Raw genomic sequence first — 14,894 nt, 5'->3', positions numbered from 1 at the left:
CATATTATGGGTGAATTTAAAGGTTTTATGAAGTATCCTAAGCAACAACTTGATGAGTTGCCGTTAAAAGATAGAATTAAAGGATATGACGCATTCCAACAACGTTTTACTAAAGAAGATGCAGCTACACAAGGTGCGCGTTGTATGGATTGCGGAACACCATTTTGTCAAACAGGCTCATCATTCGGTAGAGATACAATAGGTTGTCCAATAGGTAACTATATACCAGAGTGGAACGACTTAGTGTATCGCAAAGATTATGAAGAAGCATATGCAAGATTATCAGAAACAAATAACTTTCCTGAATTTACAGGTCGTGTATGTCCAGCACCATGTGAATCTTCATGTGTCTTAGCGATTAATAATGATTCAGTCGCTATCAAAGGGATAGAGCGTACAATAATAGATGAAGCGTATGATATGGGACTTGTGAAACCTAAGTTTCCTGAGCAGCGCTTAGAAGAAAAAGTAGCCATTATCGGTAGTGGTCCAGCAGGCTTAACAGCTGCAGAAGAATTAAATTTACTTGGCTATAATGTGACTGTATATGAGCGTAACCATCGTCCAGGTGGTTTGCTTATGTACGGCATACCAAGTATGAAATTAGATAAAGAGGTTATCGAACGTCGTGTGAAATTAATGGAAGAAGCGGGTATCGTCTTTAAAACAGATGTTAATGTGGGGAAAGACATCACGAAAGAGGAACTAGATGAACAGTATGATGCAATTATTGTTTGTACAGGCTCACAAAAAGGACGAGACTTACCATTGGAAGGACGTATGAGCTTCGGTATACATTTTGCGATGGAATATTTAACAGAGCAAACACAATTACAAATGGGAGAAATTGACGAACCAACTATAACAGCAAAAGGTAAAAATGTGATTGTAATCGGTGCGGGTGATACAGGTGCTGACTGCGTAGCAACAGCATTAAGAGATGACTGTAAATCAGTCGTTCAATTTAATAAATATGTAAGACTAACAGATAAAATGGAACAAAATACAGCATGGCCATTACCAATGCCAATTTTCAAGTTAGACTATGCGCATAAAGAATATCGTGAAAAATTCGGATTCGAACCAAGAGCATATGGTATTCAAACTATGCGTTACGATGTTGATGAAAATGGTAATATTCGCGGTCTTTATACGCAAGTGTTAGAAGAAACTGAAGACGGCATGGTGATTGTCGAAGGTACAGAACGTCATTGGCCAGCAGATTTAGTCCTATTATCAATCGGTTTTGAAGGTACAGAACATTTAGTACCACATTCATTCAACTTAAAGACTGAACGAAACAAAATCGTAGCAAATGAAAAAGATTTCAGAACAAATCAAGATAAAGTATTTGTAGCTGGAGATGCAAGAAAAGGTCAAAGTTTAGTCGTTTGGGCAATAAAAGAAGGTCGTGCAGTTGCAAAAGCTGTAGATGAATCCTTAAAGAAAAAAATTACAATTTAAATTTTGTGATTTTTGTTGACATCAGTAATGGCATGTTATAAGATAAATAATGTCTTATTTGGAGGAATACCCAAGTCCGGCTGAAGGGATCGGTCTTGAAAACCGACAGGGGCTTAACGGCTCGCGGGGGTTCGAATCCCTCTTCCTCCGCCATTATTTTAAAATATCCAAGACTATATATATAAAGAACACTGTCCACTTTTGTGGGCAGTGTTTTTTTGTTGTGAAAAAATATAATAGTTGGATGTGGAATTGGGCGCGGAGTGGAGATTGAGTTGTAGGGTGGAAATATAGGGGATATAGATATAAGGGGTGCTGTTAGGGACAGAATTCTGAGAAATGTCCGTAAGAAGTGTCGTTAGGGACAGAATTCCGAGAAATGTCCATAAGAGGTGTCGTTAGGGACAGAATTCCGAGAAATGTCTCTAAGAGGTGTCGTTAGGGACATAATTCCGAGAAATGTCTCTAAGGATACGAGTTCTAACTACCAGAATTCGAAATAATGGAAGTAAGCGGATTCTAATTACCAGAATTCAGAATAATGGAAGTTACAGCGTTCTAATTACCAGAATTCGAAATAATGGAAGTTACAGCATTCTAACTACCAGAATTCGAAATAATGGAAGTTAGCCAATTCTAATTACCACAATTCAGAATAATGACAGATACTCGGACCGGGATCCAACCTAACTCCAACCTAAATCCAACCTAACTCGCGCATATGTCCAACCTCATATACTCATGCGTTTGTGACAATTTCTTTTGTTTTCACAAATGGATAACAACTTTGCTATAATATAAGAATATTCTGATAAAAGGTCGTGTCTTAATGAAAGCAAAGGGATTAAATAGAGGGGATGTGGTGGGTGTTGTAGCATTAGCGAGTCCGCCGAACCAAAAGCATTTAAAGAACGGGTTGAAACTTTTAGAAGAGAAATATGGTATTCGGTTTAAACTAGCGAAAAATATAGACCGCATTCATGGTCATTTAGCGGGAACGGATGATGAACGATTAGATAGTTTGCATGACATGTTAGAAGATGATGAAGTGAAAGGTATTATATGTGCTTGCGGTGGTTATGGTACACCTAGAATTGTAGAACGTATTGATTATAATCTTGTAAAAGCACACCCTAAAATTATATGGGGATATAGTGATATAACATGTTTACATAATGCTATTAGACAACAAACGGGATTGGTGACGTTTCAAGGTCCTATGATCGCATCTGATATAGGCGATACTTATAATGAAATTTCTATTGGGAGCTTTGAGCAGTTATTTAATGGTGAAGCTGTGTCTTATCCTACAGATCAATTAACGTTTAAATCGCTAGTTGGTGGTCACGTTGAAGGAGAAATTGTTGGTGGTTGTTTATCTTTACTTGTTTCAAGTTTAGGCACACCATATGAAATCGACACTAAAGATAAAATTTTATTTATAGAAGATATTGGTGAAGTGCCTTATAAGGTAGATGGATTTTTACAACAACTTAAATCTGCTGGCAAGTTAGATGATGCTTCTGGATTTATTTTCGGACCATTCACAGATAGCGAGCCTAAAAATCCGGAAAAATCTTTAACGATGAAAGAAGTGTTAGATGATTTTGTAACGCCATTAAATAAACCAGCAGCATATGATTTGAATATTGGGCATTGCACACCACATTTTGCGATACCGTTTGGAACAGAAGCTACATTAGATGTGGACAATAAAATATTAAATATTGCGTCAGGTGTAATTATAGAATAAAGGGGAAGTTATATGTTTATAACAGATATAAAATACTATAGATATGAAACACCTTTGAAGAAACCTTTTAAAACAGCACTGAGAACAGTAGAGGTTATTGAAAGTATATATGTATTTATTGAAACGAATTATGAAGATGTTATAGGTGTTGGTGAAGCTGTACCTACATATGTTATTACCGGTGATACAAAAGGTGGTATAGAAGCTGCGATTGAAGAAGTCTTTAAGCCACTATTAATTAATCGACCATTAACGAAAGACTTACTAGATGAAATTCATCAAGTCATCGTAGGTAATACAAGTGCTAAAGCTGCAATAGATATCGCACTTTATGACTTATTAGCTCAAGAAGCAGAATTGCCTTTATATCAATATATCAAGCATAACCCGGGAAATAAATCGTTAGAAACGTGTTATACCGTGAGTCTAAATGATGCTGACGAAATGGTAGAAGATGGTTTGCGATATGTAGAAGATGGCTTTAACCATTTGAAAATAAAAGTGGGTAAAGATGATGTCTCTACAGATTTAAATAGATTACAAGCATTACGATCTTCTTTGCCAAGTGAGGTTATTTTAAGTGCGGATGCAAACCAAGCATGGGATGAAAAAGGTGCGCGTCATGCATTGAAACATTTTGATGAAGCAGATTTGAATATTGAAAGTATTGAACAACCTGTTGGAAGATATGAGTATAAGGTACTAGGTGAGTTATCTCAAGCATTCAAAATACCTTTAATGGTAGATGAAGGATTATTTAGTATACATGATGCCGAGAGACTTGTAGAAGTTGGTGCGACAAATATATGGAATATTAAACTGATGAAGACTGGTGGTATTCATCAAGCTTTAAAAATACATGATATTGCTAAAGGTGAAGCGATACCTTGCATGGTTGGATGTATGATGGAAACACATGTATCTGTAACGGCAGCTTTGCATTTTAGTTTGGCAGCAGAACAAGTGAATCGTGTTGATTTTGATGCACCTTTAATGGTAGTTGAGCGACAAGTTGATGGTGGTATTACTTATGAAGGTGCTAAAGTAACCGTTTCAGAAGGTACAGGGTTAGGAATAGATCGTGAATCTTTATATAAGAAGGTGAGCTCATGATTAAATATTGCAGAGTAAATGTCGGGACAATATGGAGAAGCTTTGATAAAGCTAGAGAAATTGATAGAGACGGTATCATGTATCCAGCAGATATTCAACGTTGGTTACTTGAACTTAATTTAGAACAGAAATTATCTTTTACGGAAGATAGTAGAATAGATACGCAAATTCTTTATGGCGAAAAAGTAGAAGTCGTAGAAGAACAAGATGGCTGGAGTTACGTTATCTGTTTAGAGCAACCGTCTAAACAGAATCCAAAGGGATATCCAGGGTTTATTCCGACGAGTCAATTAGGTGAGATGAAGGCGTACGATACACATCCACGCCTTCGTGTTAATGTACCTAAGACGACATTGTTTAATTTAGATTTTACTACGAAACAAATTCTGTCATTTAATACGATTTTACCTATTATTAAGCAAGATGAGCCTTTTATTGAAGTTGATACACCTGAAGGCAAGGGTCTTATTAGTGCGAATGATGTAGAATTCAGTGATGAATCTGGTGCATTCGAAATTGGCACGATGACAGGTGTCATTGAAAATGCGAAGCGCTTTTTAGACTTACCTTATTTATGGGGAGGGATGTCTAGTTATGGTTATGATTGTTCGGGATTATGTTTCCAAATGTACAAAAGTCAAAACTTCCACATCCCCCGAGATGCTGATGAACAATATGAAGCAATGACGGATATTTCAATAGCATCACATGACTTTTTGCCAGGTGATTTACTGTTCTTCAGTAAACCAGAAGATAAAGGCTTTTTATCACATGTTGGTATATACATGGGAGAAGACATGATGATTCATGCACCACATACACCGAAAAGTATCGAAATCATTAAGTTATCAGGTAGTTATTATCAAAAGATATTAGCTAAAGCTGCACGTTTATCAAATATCTAATATAGATTGAATAATATATGACCCAAATTGGTGAGAGAAATCGATCGCCTTTTTGGGTTTATTTGTGTTGGATAAGAAACAATAATAATATAACTCGCCTTCATGTTGGATAATACCTACATCATTGACAACGTTGTCGTACTCCCCTGTCTTAGAGTGGAAATTAAGTGTATCTTCGTAAAATGATCGATAGATTGAAACTTTATCGTTTAAATGTTGGTCATTCATGATGTTCATCATGTCTTGATGATGTTTATGCTCTGCAATAAAGCGTAGTATATGAATCATATCTTGAGAAGACGTTGTATTCTGTTTCCCTTCACTTATTGCTTCTGCATCCATCATATAACGATTTAACTGCGTTTGTTCACATTGCAATGTTTCTTGAATAAATAAGTTAATATGTTGAAGTCCGAAATGATCGATTAATGTATTCGTTGCCGTATTGTCTGAAACAACGATCATTAAGTAGATTAAATCTTGAATGCTCAGTTGATCGATATCCATATTTTTTAGAACACCACTGCCGCCAACTTTATCATTGATTTGAACGAGTGCTTTTCTATCTTCTTGAGTCGTGCTTTCATAAATATAAATCATAATAGGCAATTTAATTAAACTTGCTGATTCAAATATTTTTTCGTGATGATGGTTTGTGAAAATGATGGAATCTCCTTTTGCAAAATCGAGTGCAACGTTGTCATGATCGATATATTCATGTGTTAAAAAAGACATATGAAAAACCTCCTTTACACAATCATACTACATTATTTATATAATATTAATTGTAAGCCTTTACATACTTGTATATACAAGTTATAATTCAACTAAATAAAGTTAGGGGAGTGAGTTTAATGGCTGTGAATAGAGAAGATGTAAAGCAGATTATTGATGCTATTGGTGGGCAAGACAATGTAAATGCCGCAACCCACTGTGTCACACGGTTAAGACTTGTATTAAATGATGAAAGTAAAGTTAATAAAGATGCATTAGATCAAATAGATTTAGTGAAGGGGTCCTTCTCAGCAAACAACCAATTTCAAATCGTAATTGGACCGGGAACTGTTGATGAGGCGTATAAAATTTTTCAACAAGAAACAGGTGTTGAAGAAAGTTCGAAAGATGACGTGAAGAAAGCTTCTGAACAGAAGATGAATCCATTTCAACGTTTAATTAAATTGTTGGGTGATGTATTCATTCCAATCTTACCTGCAATCGTAACAGCAGGTTTACTATTAGGTTTAAACAATGTATTAACAGCAGAAAAATTATTTGGTGCTAAGTCACTTGTTCAACAATATGCATGGCTTGCTGACTTTGCAAACATCATTAACGTTATCGCAAGTACCGCATTTATCTTCTTGCCGGCTTTAATTGGTTGGTCAGCTATGCGTGTATTTGGTGGTAGCCCAATTCTAGGTTTAGTATTAGGTTTAATCTTGTTACATCCGCAGCTTGCTTCTCAGTATGATTTAGGTGGCGGCAAATCGAGTGAAATTCCTGTATGGCACATATTTGGTTTAGAAATTAAGCAATTAAACTATCAAGGTCAAGTATTACCGATATTATTTGCAACATGGGTATTATCTATTATTGAGAAATTCTTAGCTAAACGTGTACATGATTCTATCAAAATGCTCGTAGTAGGTCCTGTAGCGTTATTAATTACTGGATTTTTAGCATTTATCGTTATTGGTCCATTAGCGTTAGAGTTAGGTACGTTAATTACGAACGGTATTAAAGCAATTTTCGAAAGTGCTGGCTGGTTAGGTGGCGCAGTGTATGGATTATTCTATGCACCACTTGTTATTACAGGATTACATCATATGTTCTTAGCAGTAGATTTCCAACTCATAGGAAGTCCTTTAGGCGGCACGTACTTATGGCCAATCGTGGCAATATCTAATATTTGTCAAGGTTCAGCAGCATTCGGCGCTTGGGTAGTATATAAACAACGTAAGATGATTAAAGAACAAGGTTTAGCGGCTACATCTGGTATTTCAGCATTCTTAGGTGTAACTGAACCAGCAATGTTCGGTGTCAACTTACCATTGAAATATCCGTTCTTTGCAGCAATTATTTCGTCTAGTATACTAGGCGCGTTTATAGGAGCTGCAGGTGTTATCGGTAAAGTTGGTGTAGGTGGCGTTCCTGCAATTATTTCTATTGAAAGAGAATATTGGGGTGTGTTCGGTATTGCGACATTGATTGCGGTAGTGTTACCAGCTATACTAACGATTGTGCTTTCAAACTTTGCTAATGAAAAAGCTAAAGAAATGGTTCAAGAATAATATATATATAAATAAAGGAGTATACCTATATGGCAGTTTCAGATTGGAAGAAGTCCGTTGTTTATCAAATTTATCCAAAGTCATTCAATGATACGACTGGAAATGGACAAGGTGATATACCAGGTATTATAGAAAAATTACCTTATTTACAAACGTTAGGTGTAGATTACATTTGGTTAACGCCAATTTATCAATCACCAATGAACGATAATGGATACGATATTAGTGATTATTATCAAATTAATCCTGATTTTGGTACAAAGGAAGACGTCAAAACATTACTAGATGAAGCGCACAGTTTAGGTATTAAAGTGATGCTCGATATTGTGATTAATCACACTTCGACATCACATCACTGGTTTGTAGAATCTCGCAAGTCTAAAGATAATCCGTATCGTGATTATTATATTTGGAAAGAAGGCACTAAAGAAGAGCCGCCAACGAACTGGGAGTCTAAGTTCGGTGGTAACGCTTGGACTTATGATGAACAAACAGAAAGTTATTATTTAAGATTATTTGATGTTTCTCAAGCTGATTTAAATTGGGAGAATGACAATTTAAAGGCTGAAATATATGAAATGATTAATTATTGGATTGATTTCGGCGTAGATGGTTTCAGATTTGATGTCATTAACTTAATTTCCAAAGGTGCTTTCGAAAATTCAACAGCAATCGGTAAAGAATTTTATACAGATGGACCAAAAGTCCATGAGTATTTACAAGAGTTGAACAAACAAACATTTGGCAATAAAGATATTATGACGGTTGGAGAAATGTCATCAACAACGATTGATAATTGTATTAAATATACAAATCCAGAACGTCATGAGTTAAGTAGTGTATTTAATTTTCATCATTTAAAAGTAGATTATAAAGATGGTGAAAAGTGGTCAGATATGAAATTTGATTTTCTTGAGCTGAAACGTATATTGATGGATTGGCAAGTGAACATCGCAAAAGGTAACGGATGGAATGCTATTTTCTGGTGTAACCATGATCAACCTAGAGTCGTAACGAGATTCGGTAAAGATGATACAGAAGCAGAAAGAGTTAAATCTGCTAAGATGCTCGCGATATCATTACACATGCTTCAAGGTACGCCATATATTTATCAAGGTGAAGAAATTGGCATGACAGATCCAGGTTTCACGGATATTGATCAATATAAAGATGTCGAATCGCTTAATGCATACAAATTATTGAAAGAACGCGGTATGGATGAACAAATGATTATGAAAGTAATAGGTCAGAAATCTAGAGATAATTCTAGAACGCCTATTCAATGGAATGCGCATGCTGAGGCAGGCTTTACAACTGGAGAACCATGGATTGGTATCCCGGAAAATTATAAGCATATTAATGTTGAAGCGGCATTGGAAGATAAAAATTCTATTTTCTATACGTATCAAAAGTTAATACAATTACGTCATGAACACGATGTGATAACGTATGGAGAAGTTGAACCACTTCATATGGAGCATCCAGAGCTGTTCGTTTACAAGAGACATTTAAATAATGAAACTTGGTTAGTTGTTGCAAACTACTCTGATCAAATCGTTGATATCCCAGAAGATATCGATTTAGAGGGTGAAATCATGATTGCAAATAATGATTTAAATGGTAACGCTTTGCAACCATTCGATGCTTTTGTCGTAAAAGTAAGTGGTGACTAATTGATGTTGAAGGTATAGAGGTGAACGCATGAACAAGTATATGAAAATCTACCAATCTATTTGTGAAAAAATTTTAAATGGTGAATATGCTCATTTACAGCAACTACCTTCAGAAAATGAATTAACAAAGATATATTCAACTTCTAGAGAGACTGTAAGGAAAGCTTTAAATTTATTGCAAGAAAAAGGTTATATTCAAAAGTTAAGAGGCAAAGGGTCTGTCGTTATATATGAAGATGTTATTCAATTTCCAATATCGGAAATGGTGAGTTTTCAAGAAATTAATAAACGTTTAGGACTTGATTATGAAACTAAAGTTGAATTACTTGAGGTCATAGATGCTAAAGACGTTCCTGTCGTTCAACATGCTCTTGAATTAAGAGATCAAGATAAGTTGTGGCATGTCATTAGAACAAGAACAAAAGATGACGCTGTGCGTATAATGGATGAGGATTACTTTATATGTCAGGTTATTCCTCAACTCACTAAAGAAGTTGCAGCTGAATCTATCTATAAATTTATTGAACAAGAAATGAATGTAGAAATCAGTTACTCGAATAAGTCTATTACATTTGAAGAGATGACTGAGAATGAAATATTATATTTTGGAAAGTTGAACCCGCCTTATACAGCAACGGTTAGAGGTACTGTGTATCTTAATAATGCAGAAAAATTTCAATATAATATTTCAAGGCATATCGCGACGGAATTCAAGTTTGTAGATTTTTCTCGCAGGGTGATTCATAAAACACTTTGATTGAAGTAGTTTTTTCTTGCCAAATCGTAACATTTTGTTGTAGTATATATATTGCCGTGCTAAGTGGGGAGGTAGCGGTTCCCTGTACTTGAAATCCGCTTATGCAAGACTGAATTCCTTTGCCGCGGACATATTATTGTGAGGTCTGCCCTCAGCACGTGGTGTCTGAAGACGTCGGTCCTATGCAATACAAACCCATGAATCATGTCAGGTCCGGAAGGAAGCAGCATTAAGTGGATCATTGTATGTGCCGTAGGGTAGCCGAAGTTTAGCTAACGACTGAGGTAACGCTTGTGATGTTTGTTCAAAGCAAAGGTGCACGGTTTTAAATTTTATAAACTTATCAAATTATATATAAATTCAAAAGGGTGACCGCGGTCACCCTTTTTCTAATATCAGGGGGATATTTTATACATGACGCAATTACTAATTGGAACGATTATAGAATCGGAATATGAATTAGCTAAAGAAGTCGTTAAATCAGCATTCGAAAATGAACGTTATTCTGATGGAACAGAACACGAATTAATCGGTAAAATACGAAAATCAATGAATTATAATGCAGAACTTGAAGTTGTAGCGAAGACAGAATCAGGCAAAATTCTGGGTCATGCTATGATGTCAGAAGTGACCGTTAGTTCTGATGAAGAAACGCATACAGTATTAGCGCTTGCACCTGTTTCCGTTTTGCCAGAGTATCAAAACAAAGGAATAGGGAAAGCTTTAATAGAAGCTTTAGAATATAGAGCTTATGAAAATGGCTATGTCGGTGTAGTCGTGCTAGGTCATGCTGCTTATTATCATAAATTAGGTTATCATGCAGCTTCAGAGTTTAATATATACCCACCATTTGAAGTGCCAGATGAAAATTTCATGTTTAAATATTTATGGGATCACCCAACAAAAGAAATTAAAGGCACTGTTCACTACCCAGAAGCTTTTGATAATTAATAATAGGGTGTACCTATTGATTCATGATATAATATAGCCAATATCTTATTAAATTTTGGAGGTGCCACTTTGAACTACCAGGCTTTGTATCGAATGTATAGACCACAATCATTTGCGGATGTTGTCGGTCAAAAACATGTCACAAAAACATTAAGAAACGCCATCCAAAAAGAAAAGCAATCACATGCTTACTTGTTTAATGGCCCACGTGGAACTGGTAAGACAAGTATTGCTAAAATCTTCGCTAAAGCAATTAACTGTACAGAGAATACGAATGGGGAACCTTGTAATGAATGTGCGATTTGTAAAGGCATTACACAAGGAACAAATTCAGATGTCATTGAAATTGATGCTGCCAGTAATAACGGTGTAGATGAAATACGTAATATTAGAGATAAAGTAAAATATGCACCAAGTGAATCTAAATTTAAAGTCTATATTATTGATGAAGTGCACATGCTTACAACAGGTGCTTTCAATGCACTTTTAAAGACACTTGAAGAACCACCAAGTCATGCTATTTTTATACTCGCAACTACTGAACCTCACAAGATACCACCTACTATTATATCTAGATGTCAGAGATTTGATTTTAAAGCCATCCATTCTGGTGAAATAGAAAGTAGACTCGCGTTTGTCGCAGATGAGCAGAACATTACCTACGAAGAAGAAGCTTTGGCATTTATCGCTCAAGTTTCAGAAGGTGGTATGCGAGATGCATTAAGTATCATGGACCAAGCAATCGCGTTTGGAGATGGTCATTTATCACTTGAACATGCTTTGAATGTAACGGGTAGTGTAGATAAAGCGGCTTTAAATGCTTTGTTTAAAGACATGGTGGCTAAAGATATTAAACAAGCTTTTACTAGATATCATGAATTTATAGCTGCTGGTAAAGAAGTGAATAGACTTGTAAATGATATGATTTATTTCATAAGAGATTCAATTGTCGCTAAGACTACTGAACAAGTTGATGACGACCACGCACTGAATCAAGTAGACTTAAATACAATGTACAAAATGATTGATTGTATTAACGACACATTAGTTTCAATGAGATTTGCAATTAACCAGAATGTTCATATAGAAATACTCATCGTTAAGTTAACAGAATTAATTGATCAGAATAATAGTGGACAAACAGCATCTGTCAGTTCAAACCAAAACGCTGGCTCTAGTGAAGTGATGGATAAAATCCAACAGCTTGAAGCGACGATTCAGCAACTAGCTCAAAACGGCGTCAGTCAAAAGGCTAAACCAGTTGAAAATAAACAAAATATCGCTCGTAAACAATCTAAGCATGTCTTCTCAATTCGACAAATCGAACGTGTGCTTGACCACGCTAATCGTGATGATTTGAATTTACTTAAAGAAAAATGGCAAGCAGTGATAGAATCGGTTAAAGAGAAAGAACAAAGAGCGCTAGTCAGTCTGCTCTTAAACTCGGAACCTGTTGCAGCAAGTGAAGATCATGTGCTTGTGAAATTTGATGAAGATATTCATTGTGAAATCGTGAATAAGAATGATGAAAAAAGAAATCATATCGAAGCGATTGTATGTGAGATTGTTAATAAGAATGTAAAGGTCGTTGGCGTACCAAATTCACAATGGTTACAAGTTCGTCAACAGTATATTCAATCTAAAAAAGCGAATACGGCTCAAGGTGAAGTTGAGCAAGAAGAAAAACCAGAAGAAGCGGATGTTGTAAAGAAAGCTCAAGAGTTGTTTGGTGAAGATACCGTACATGTTACGGATGAGTAATACATGACATCGCCTCTAAAGGCATGTATAATAAATATGACAAAAATTAATAACCTTAAATGTATAAATTAGAAATTAGGAGGACGTAATTATGCGCGGTGGCGGAAATATGCAACAAATGATGAAACAAATGCAAAAAATGCAAAAGAAAATGGCTGAGGAACAAGAAAAGCTAAAAGAAGAAAGAATTGAAGGAACAGCTGGTGGCGGAATGGTTACAGTTGTTGTTTCTGGTCATAAAGAAGTATTAGACGTTATCATTAAAGAAGATGTAGTAGACCCTGAAGATATTGAAATGCTACAAGATTTAGTATTAGCAGCAACAAATGACGCTTTATCTAAAGCAGATGATGTAACAGCAGATCGTTTAGGTAAACATACAAAAGGTCTAAACATTCCTGGAATGATGTAATGATGTTCTACCCAGAACCAATATCTAAACTCATCGATAGCTTTATGAAATTGCCGGGAATAGGTCCGAAGACTGCACAACGTTTAGCTTTCCACGTATTAGATATGAAGGAAGACGACGTTGTACTTTTTGCCAAATCTCTTGTAGATGTTAAGAGAGAACTGACTTATTGTGAAACTTGCGGACACATTACGGATGTTTCGCCTTGTCATATATGCCAAGATAAACAAAGAGACCGTTCAGTTGTGTGTGTTGTTCAAGATTCTAAAGATGTCATAGCTATGGAAAAAATGCGTGAATATAAAGGGTTATACCATGTATTACATGGTGCGATATCTCCAATGGAAGGTATTGGACCTGAAGATATTAATATTCCTTCATTATTAGAACGATTGAAGAATGATGAAATCGAAGAAATTATATTAGCGACTAATCCTAATATAGAAGGTGAATCAACAGCAATGTATATATCTAGACTCGTTAAACCGATTGGCATTAAGACAACTAGACTAGCACATGGTCTACCAGTAGGTGGAGATTTGGAATACGCTGATGAAGTAACACTTTCGAAAGCTATAACTGGAAGAACAGAAATTTAATAATTATAATTGAGGCTGGGACAATGAAGAATGTCTCAGCCTCGCTTTCATTCAACTAATAATATAGAAAGAAGTGTAACTATGATAAAAGACACAGCATTAATATTAGAAGGTGGCGGAATGAGAAGTATGTACACAGCAGGTGTGCTAGATTTCTTCATTAAGAAAGATTTGTATTTTAAATATAATATTGGCGTTTCTGCTGGCGCATCTATGGCTGCAAGTTATATATCTCGACAATTTAGACGCAATCATCGTGTTACAACTAAATACATTAAAGATAAGCGCTATATTTCGCTATCAAATTATGTAAAAAATAAAGAGATATTTGGTATGGACTTTGTGTATCATCATATACCAACTTACTTGGAACCTTTTGACTTTGAAAAGTTTGATCAAGCAGAGGAAGAGTTTGTTGTTGTAACGACAGACTGTGACACAGGAGAAGCGGTTTATTTCAATAAGAAAGAAACAGAAGGTTCTATATTGACTGCTCTAGAGGCAACAAGTTCTTTACCAATGATGGCCAACCCAGTTCAATATAAAGGTCATACTTTATTAGATGGTGGTATCGTCAATCCTATTCCAATTGATAAAGCAATTGAAGAAGGCTATAAGAAAAATGTTTTGATTTTGACAAGACCGAAAGGCTATCGCAAAAAACAAAGTAAATTTTCAAAAGTATTCAGATTGAAAGCATATCCTAAAATAAATCACTTAATGGCAATTAGATATAAACATTATAATCAGACTTTAGAATGGATAGAAGCGGAAGAAGAGAAAGGTAATTTGTTTGTTATCAGACCTTCTGATTCATTATCTGTTGATAGAATCGAGAAAAATCCTAGAAAATTAGATGCTTTATACAAACAAGGATATAAAGATGCTGAAAAAATATACGAAAAACTAAAAGAATATGTTGAGAATTAAGTATAATTGAGAGTATTGAGTGTTTTGGTGTAATTTTTATACTTGAGTAAAGGGTATTTAGCGTGTATAGTTATATCTTGTGAGCGAGAGATAAATAAAACATCAAAACACTTTGAAAATTAATTTTAAAAAGTTGTTGACTTCGAATTAAGAAGTGTGTATAATAGTTTCTTGTGAGACAAAATGAACATTGAAAACTGAATGACAATATGTCAACGTTAATTCCAATAATTGAGTACTGAAAGTACTTCAGAGTGATTGGCTTAACCAATCAAAAATGAGCTT

General features: G+C 35.3%; 13 protein-coding genes, 1 tRNA gene and 1 other RNA gene. 14 read left to right on the top strand and 1 reads right to left on the bottom strand.

Annotated features, from left to right (window positions below):
* The first annotated feature begins 6 nt into the window (after positions 1 to 6).
* From LQ622_RS13235 to LQ622_RS13215, 5 genes are all read left to right on the top strand, one after another.
* Positions 7 to 1,464 carry a glutamate synthase subunit beta gene (locus LQ622_RS13235; protein ID WP_037589376.1) on the top strand — a complete coding sequence of 486 codons (1,458 nt, stop codon included), beginning with the start codon at positions 7 to 9 and terminating at the stop codon, positions 1,462 to 1,464.
* Positions 1,465 to 1,524: 60 nt separating this feature from the next.
* Positions 1,525 to 1,617, top strand: a tRNA-Ser gene (locus LQ622_RS13230).
* Between the two features lie 676 nt (positions 1,618 to 2,293).
* Positions 2,294 to 3,217 carry a S66 peptidase family protein gene (locus LQ622_RS13225; RefSeq protein ID WP_232194051.1) on the top strand — a complete coding sequence of 308 codons (924 nt, stop codon included), beginning with the start codon at positions 2,294 to 2,296 and terminating at the stop codon, positions 3,215 to 3,217.
* 12 nt (positions 3,218 to 3,229) lie between these two features.
* Positions 3,230 to 4,330, top strand: coding sequence for a dipeptide epimerase (locus tag LQ622_RS13220; protein ID WP_159315717.1), 1,101 nt, complete (start codon positions 3,230 to 3,232; stop codon positions 4,328 to 4,330).
* The gene (locus LQ622_RS13215; protein ID WP_239775401.1) at positions 4,327 to 5,235 is read left to right on the top strand and encodes a C40 family peptidase; all 909 of its coding nucleotides are present in this window, start codon (positions 4,327 to 4,329) and stop codon (positions 5,233 to 5,235) included. Before LQ622_RS13220 ends, LQ622_RS13215 begins: the two co-directional genes overlap by 4 nt.
* Here the strand turns inward: LQ622_RS13215 and LQ622_RS13210 are convergent.
* Positions 5,224 to 5,970: a serine hydrolase gene (locus tag LQ622_RS13210; RefSeq protein ID WP_037590594.1), complete on the bottom strand. Its 747-nt coding sequence runs from the start codon at positions 5,968 to 5,970 to the stop codon at positions 5,224 to 5,226. The two genes, LQ622_RS13215 and LQ622_RS13210, sit on opposite strands and share 12 nt — an antisense overlap.
* A 119-nt stretch (positions 5,971 to 6,089) precedes the next feature.
* Between LQ622_RS13210 and treP the strand changes: the two genes are divergently transcribed.
* The 9 genes from treP to LQ622_RS13165 all read left to right on the top strand — a co-directional run bounded on the left by treP (position 6,090) and on the right by LQ622_RS13165 (position 14,609).
* A complete protein-coding gene (treP, locus tag LQ622_RS13205; protein ID WP_239740232.1) occupies positions 6,090 to 7,526 on the top strand; it encodes a PTS system trehalose-specific EIIBC component in 1,437 nt (478 codons plus the stop codon).
* Positions 7,527 to 7,555: 29 nt separating this feature from the next.
* On the top strand, positions 7,556 to 9,199 hold the full coding sequence (treC, locus tag LQ622_RS13200; RefSeq protein ID WP_204188997.1) for an alpha,alpha-phosphotrehalase: 1,644 nt from the start codon (positions 7,556 to 7,558) through the stop codon (positions 9,197 to 9,199).
* 28 nt (positions 9,200 to 9,227) lie between these two features.
* Positions 9,228 to 9,956, top strand: a complete 729-nt coding sequence (treR, locus tag LQ622_RS13195; protein WP_107576850.1) for a trehalose operon repressor — start codon at positions 9,228 to 9,230, stop codon at positions 9,954 to 9,956.
* 54 nt (positions 9,957 to 10,010) lie between these two features.
* Positions 10,011 to 10,279, top strand: an RNA gene (ffs, locus tag LQ622_RS13190) — signal recognition particle sRNA large type.
* A gap of 91 nt (positions 10,280 to 10,370) precedes the next feature.
* Positions 10,371 to 10,907, top strand: a complete 537-nt coding sequence (locus LQ622_RS13185; protein WP_239762926.1) for a GNAT family N-acetyltransferase — start codon at positions 10,371 to 10,373, stop codon at positions 10,905 to 10,907.
* A 69-nt stretch (positions 10,908 to 10,976) separates the two neighbouring features.
* Positions 10,977 to 12,668: a DNA polymerase III subunit gamma/tau gene (gene dnaX / locus LQ622_RS13180; protein WP_204258843.1), complete on the top strand. Its 1,692-nt coding sequence runs from the start codon at positions 10,977 to 10,979 to the stop codon at positions 12,666 to 12,668.
* A 91-nt stretch (positions 12,669 to 12,759) separates the two neighbouring features.
* Positions 12,760 to 13,080: a YbaB/EbfC family nucleoid-associated protein gene (locus tag LQ622_RS13175; protein ID WP_025906093.1), complete on the top strand. Its 321-nt coding sequence runs from the start codon at positions 12,760 to 12,762 to the stop codon at positions 13,078 to 13,080.
* Between the two features lie 2 nt (positions 13,081 to 13,082).
* A complete protein-coding gene (gene recR / locus LQ622_RS13170) occupies positions 13,083 to 13,679 on the top strand; it encodes a recombination mediator RecR (protein ID WP_025906091.1) in 597 nt (198 codons plus the stop codon).
* An 81-nt stretch (positions 13,680 to 13,760) separates the two neighbouring features.
* Positions 13,761 to 14,609 (top strand): patatin-like phospholipase family protein, encoded by an 849-nt coding sequence (locus tag LQ622_RS13165; RefSeq protein WP_078354892.1) that lies wholly within the window; start codon positions 13,761 to 13,763, stop codon positions 14,607 to 14,609.
* Positions 14,610 to 14,894 lie beyond the last annotated feature (285 nt).

The sequence above is a fragment of the Mammaliicoccus sp. N-M50 genome (assembly GCF_022386995.1).
GTDB lineage: Bacteria > Bacillota > Bacilli > Staphylococcales > Staphylococcaceae > Mammaliicoccus > Mammaliicoccus sciuri_A.
The sequence above is the reverse complement of the archived record's forward strand: the minus strand, read 5'-3'. Positions and strand labels throughout refer to the sequence as shown.

Bases quoted from the DNA above. Each gene is read 5' to 3' on its own strand.
- LQ622_RS13235 (WP_037589376.1), top strand. From the start codon at position 7: ATGGGTGAATTTAAAGGTTTTATGAAGTATCCTAAGCAACAACTTGAT.
- LQ622_RS13225 (WP_232194051.1), top strand. From the start codon at position 2,294: ATGAAAGCAAAGGGATTAAATAGAGGGGATGTGGTGGGTGTTGTAGCA.
- LQ622_RS13220 (WP_159315717.1), top strand. From the start codon at position 3,230: ATGTTTATAACAGATATAAAATACTATAGATATGAAACACCTTTGAAG.
- LQ622_RS13215 (WP_239775401.1), top strand. From the start codon at position 4,327: ATGATTAAATATTGCAGAGTAAATGTCGGGACAATATGGAGAAGCTTT.
- LQ622_RS13210 (WP_037590594.1), bottom strand. From the start codon at position 5,970: ATGTCTTTTTTAACACATGAATATATCGATCATGACAACGTTGCACTC.
- treP (WP_239740232.1), top strand. From the start codon at position 6,090: ATGGCTGTGAATAGAGAAGATGTAAAGCAGATTATTGATGCTATTGGT.
- treC (WP_204188997.1), top strand. From the start codon at position 7,556: ATGGCAGTTTCAGATTGGAAGAAGTCCGTTGTTTATCAAATTTATCCA.
- treR (WP_107576850.1), top strand. From the start codon at position 9,228: ATGAACAAGTATATGAAAATCTACCAATCTATTTGTGAAAAAATTTTA.
- LQ622_RS13185 (WP_239762926.1), top strand. From the start codon at position 10,371: ATGACGCAATTACTAATTGGAACGATTATAGAATCGGAATATGAATTA.
- LQ622_RS13175 (WP_025906093.1), top strand. From the start codon at position 12,760: ATGCGCGGTGGCGGAAATATGCAACAAATGATGAAACAAATGCAAAAA.
- recR (WP_025906091.1), top strand. From the start codon at position 13,083: ATGTTCTACCCAGAACCAATATCTAAACTCATCGATAGCTTTATGAAA.
- LQ622_RS13165 (WP_078354892.1), top strand. From the start codon at position 13,761: ATGATAAAAGACACAGCATTAATATTAGAAGGTGGCGGAATGAGAAGT.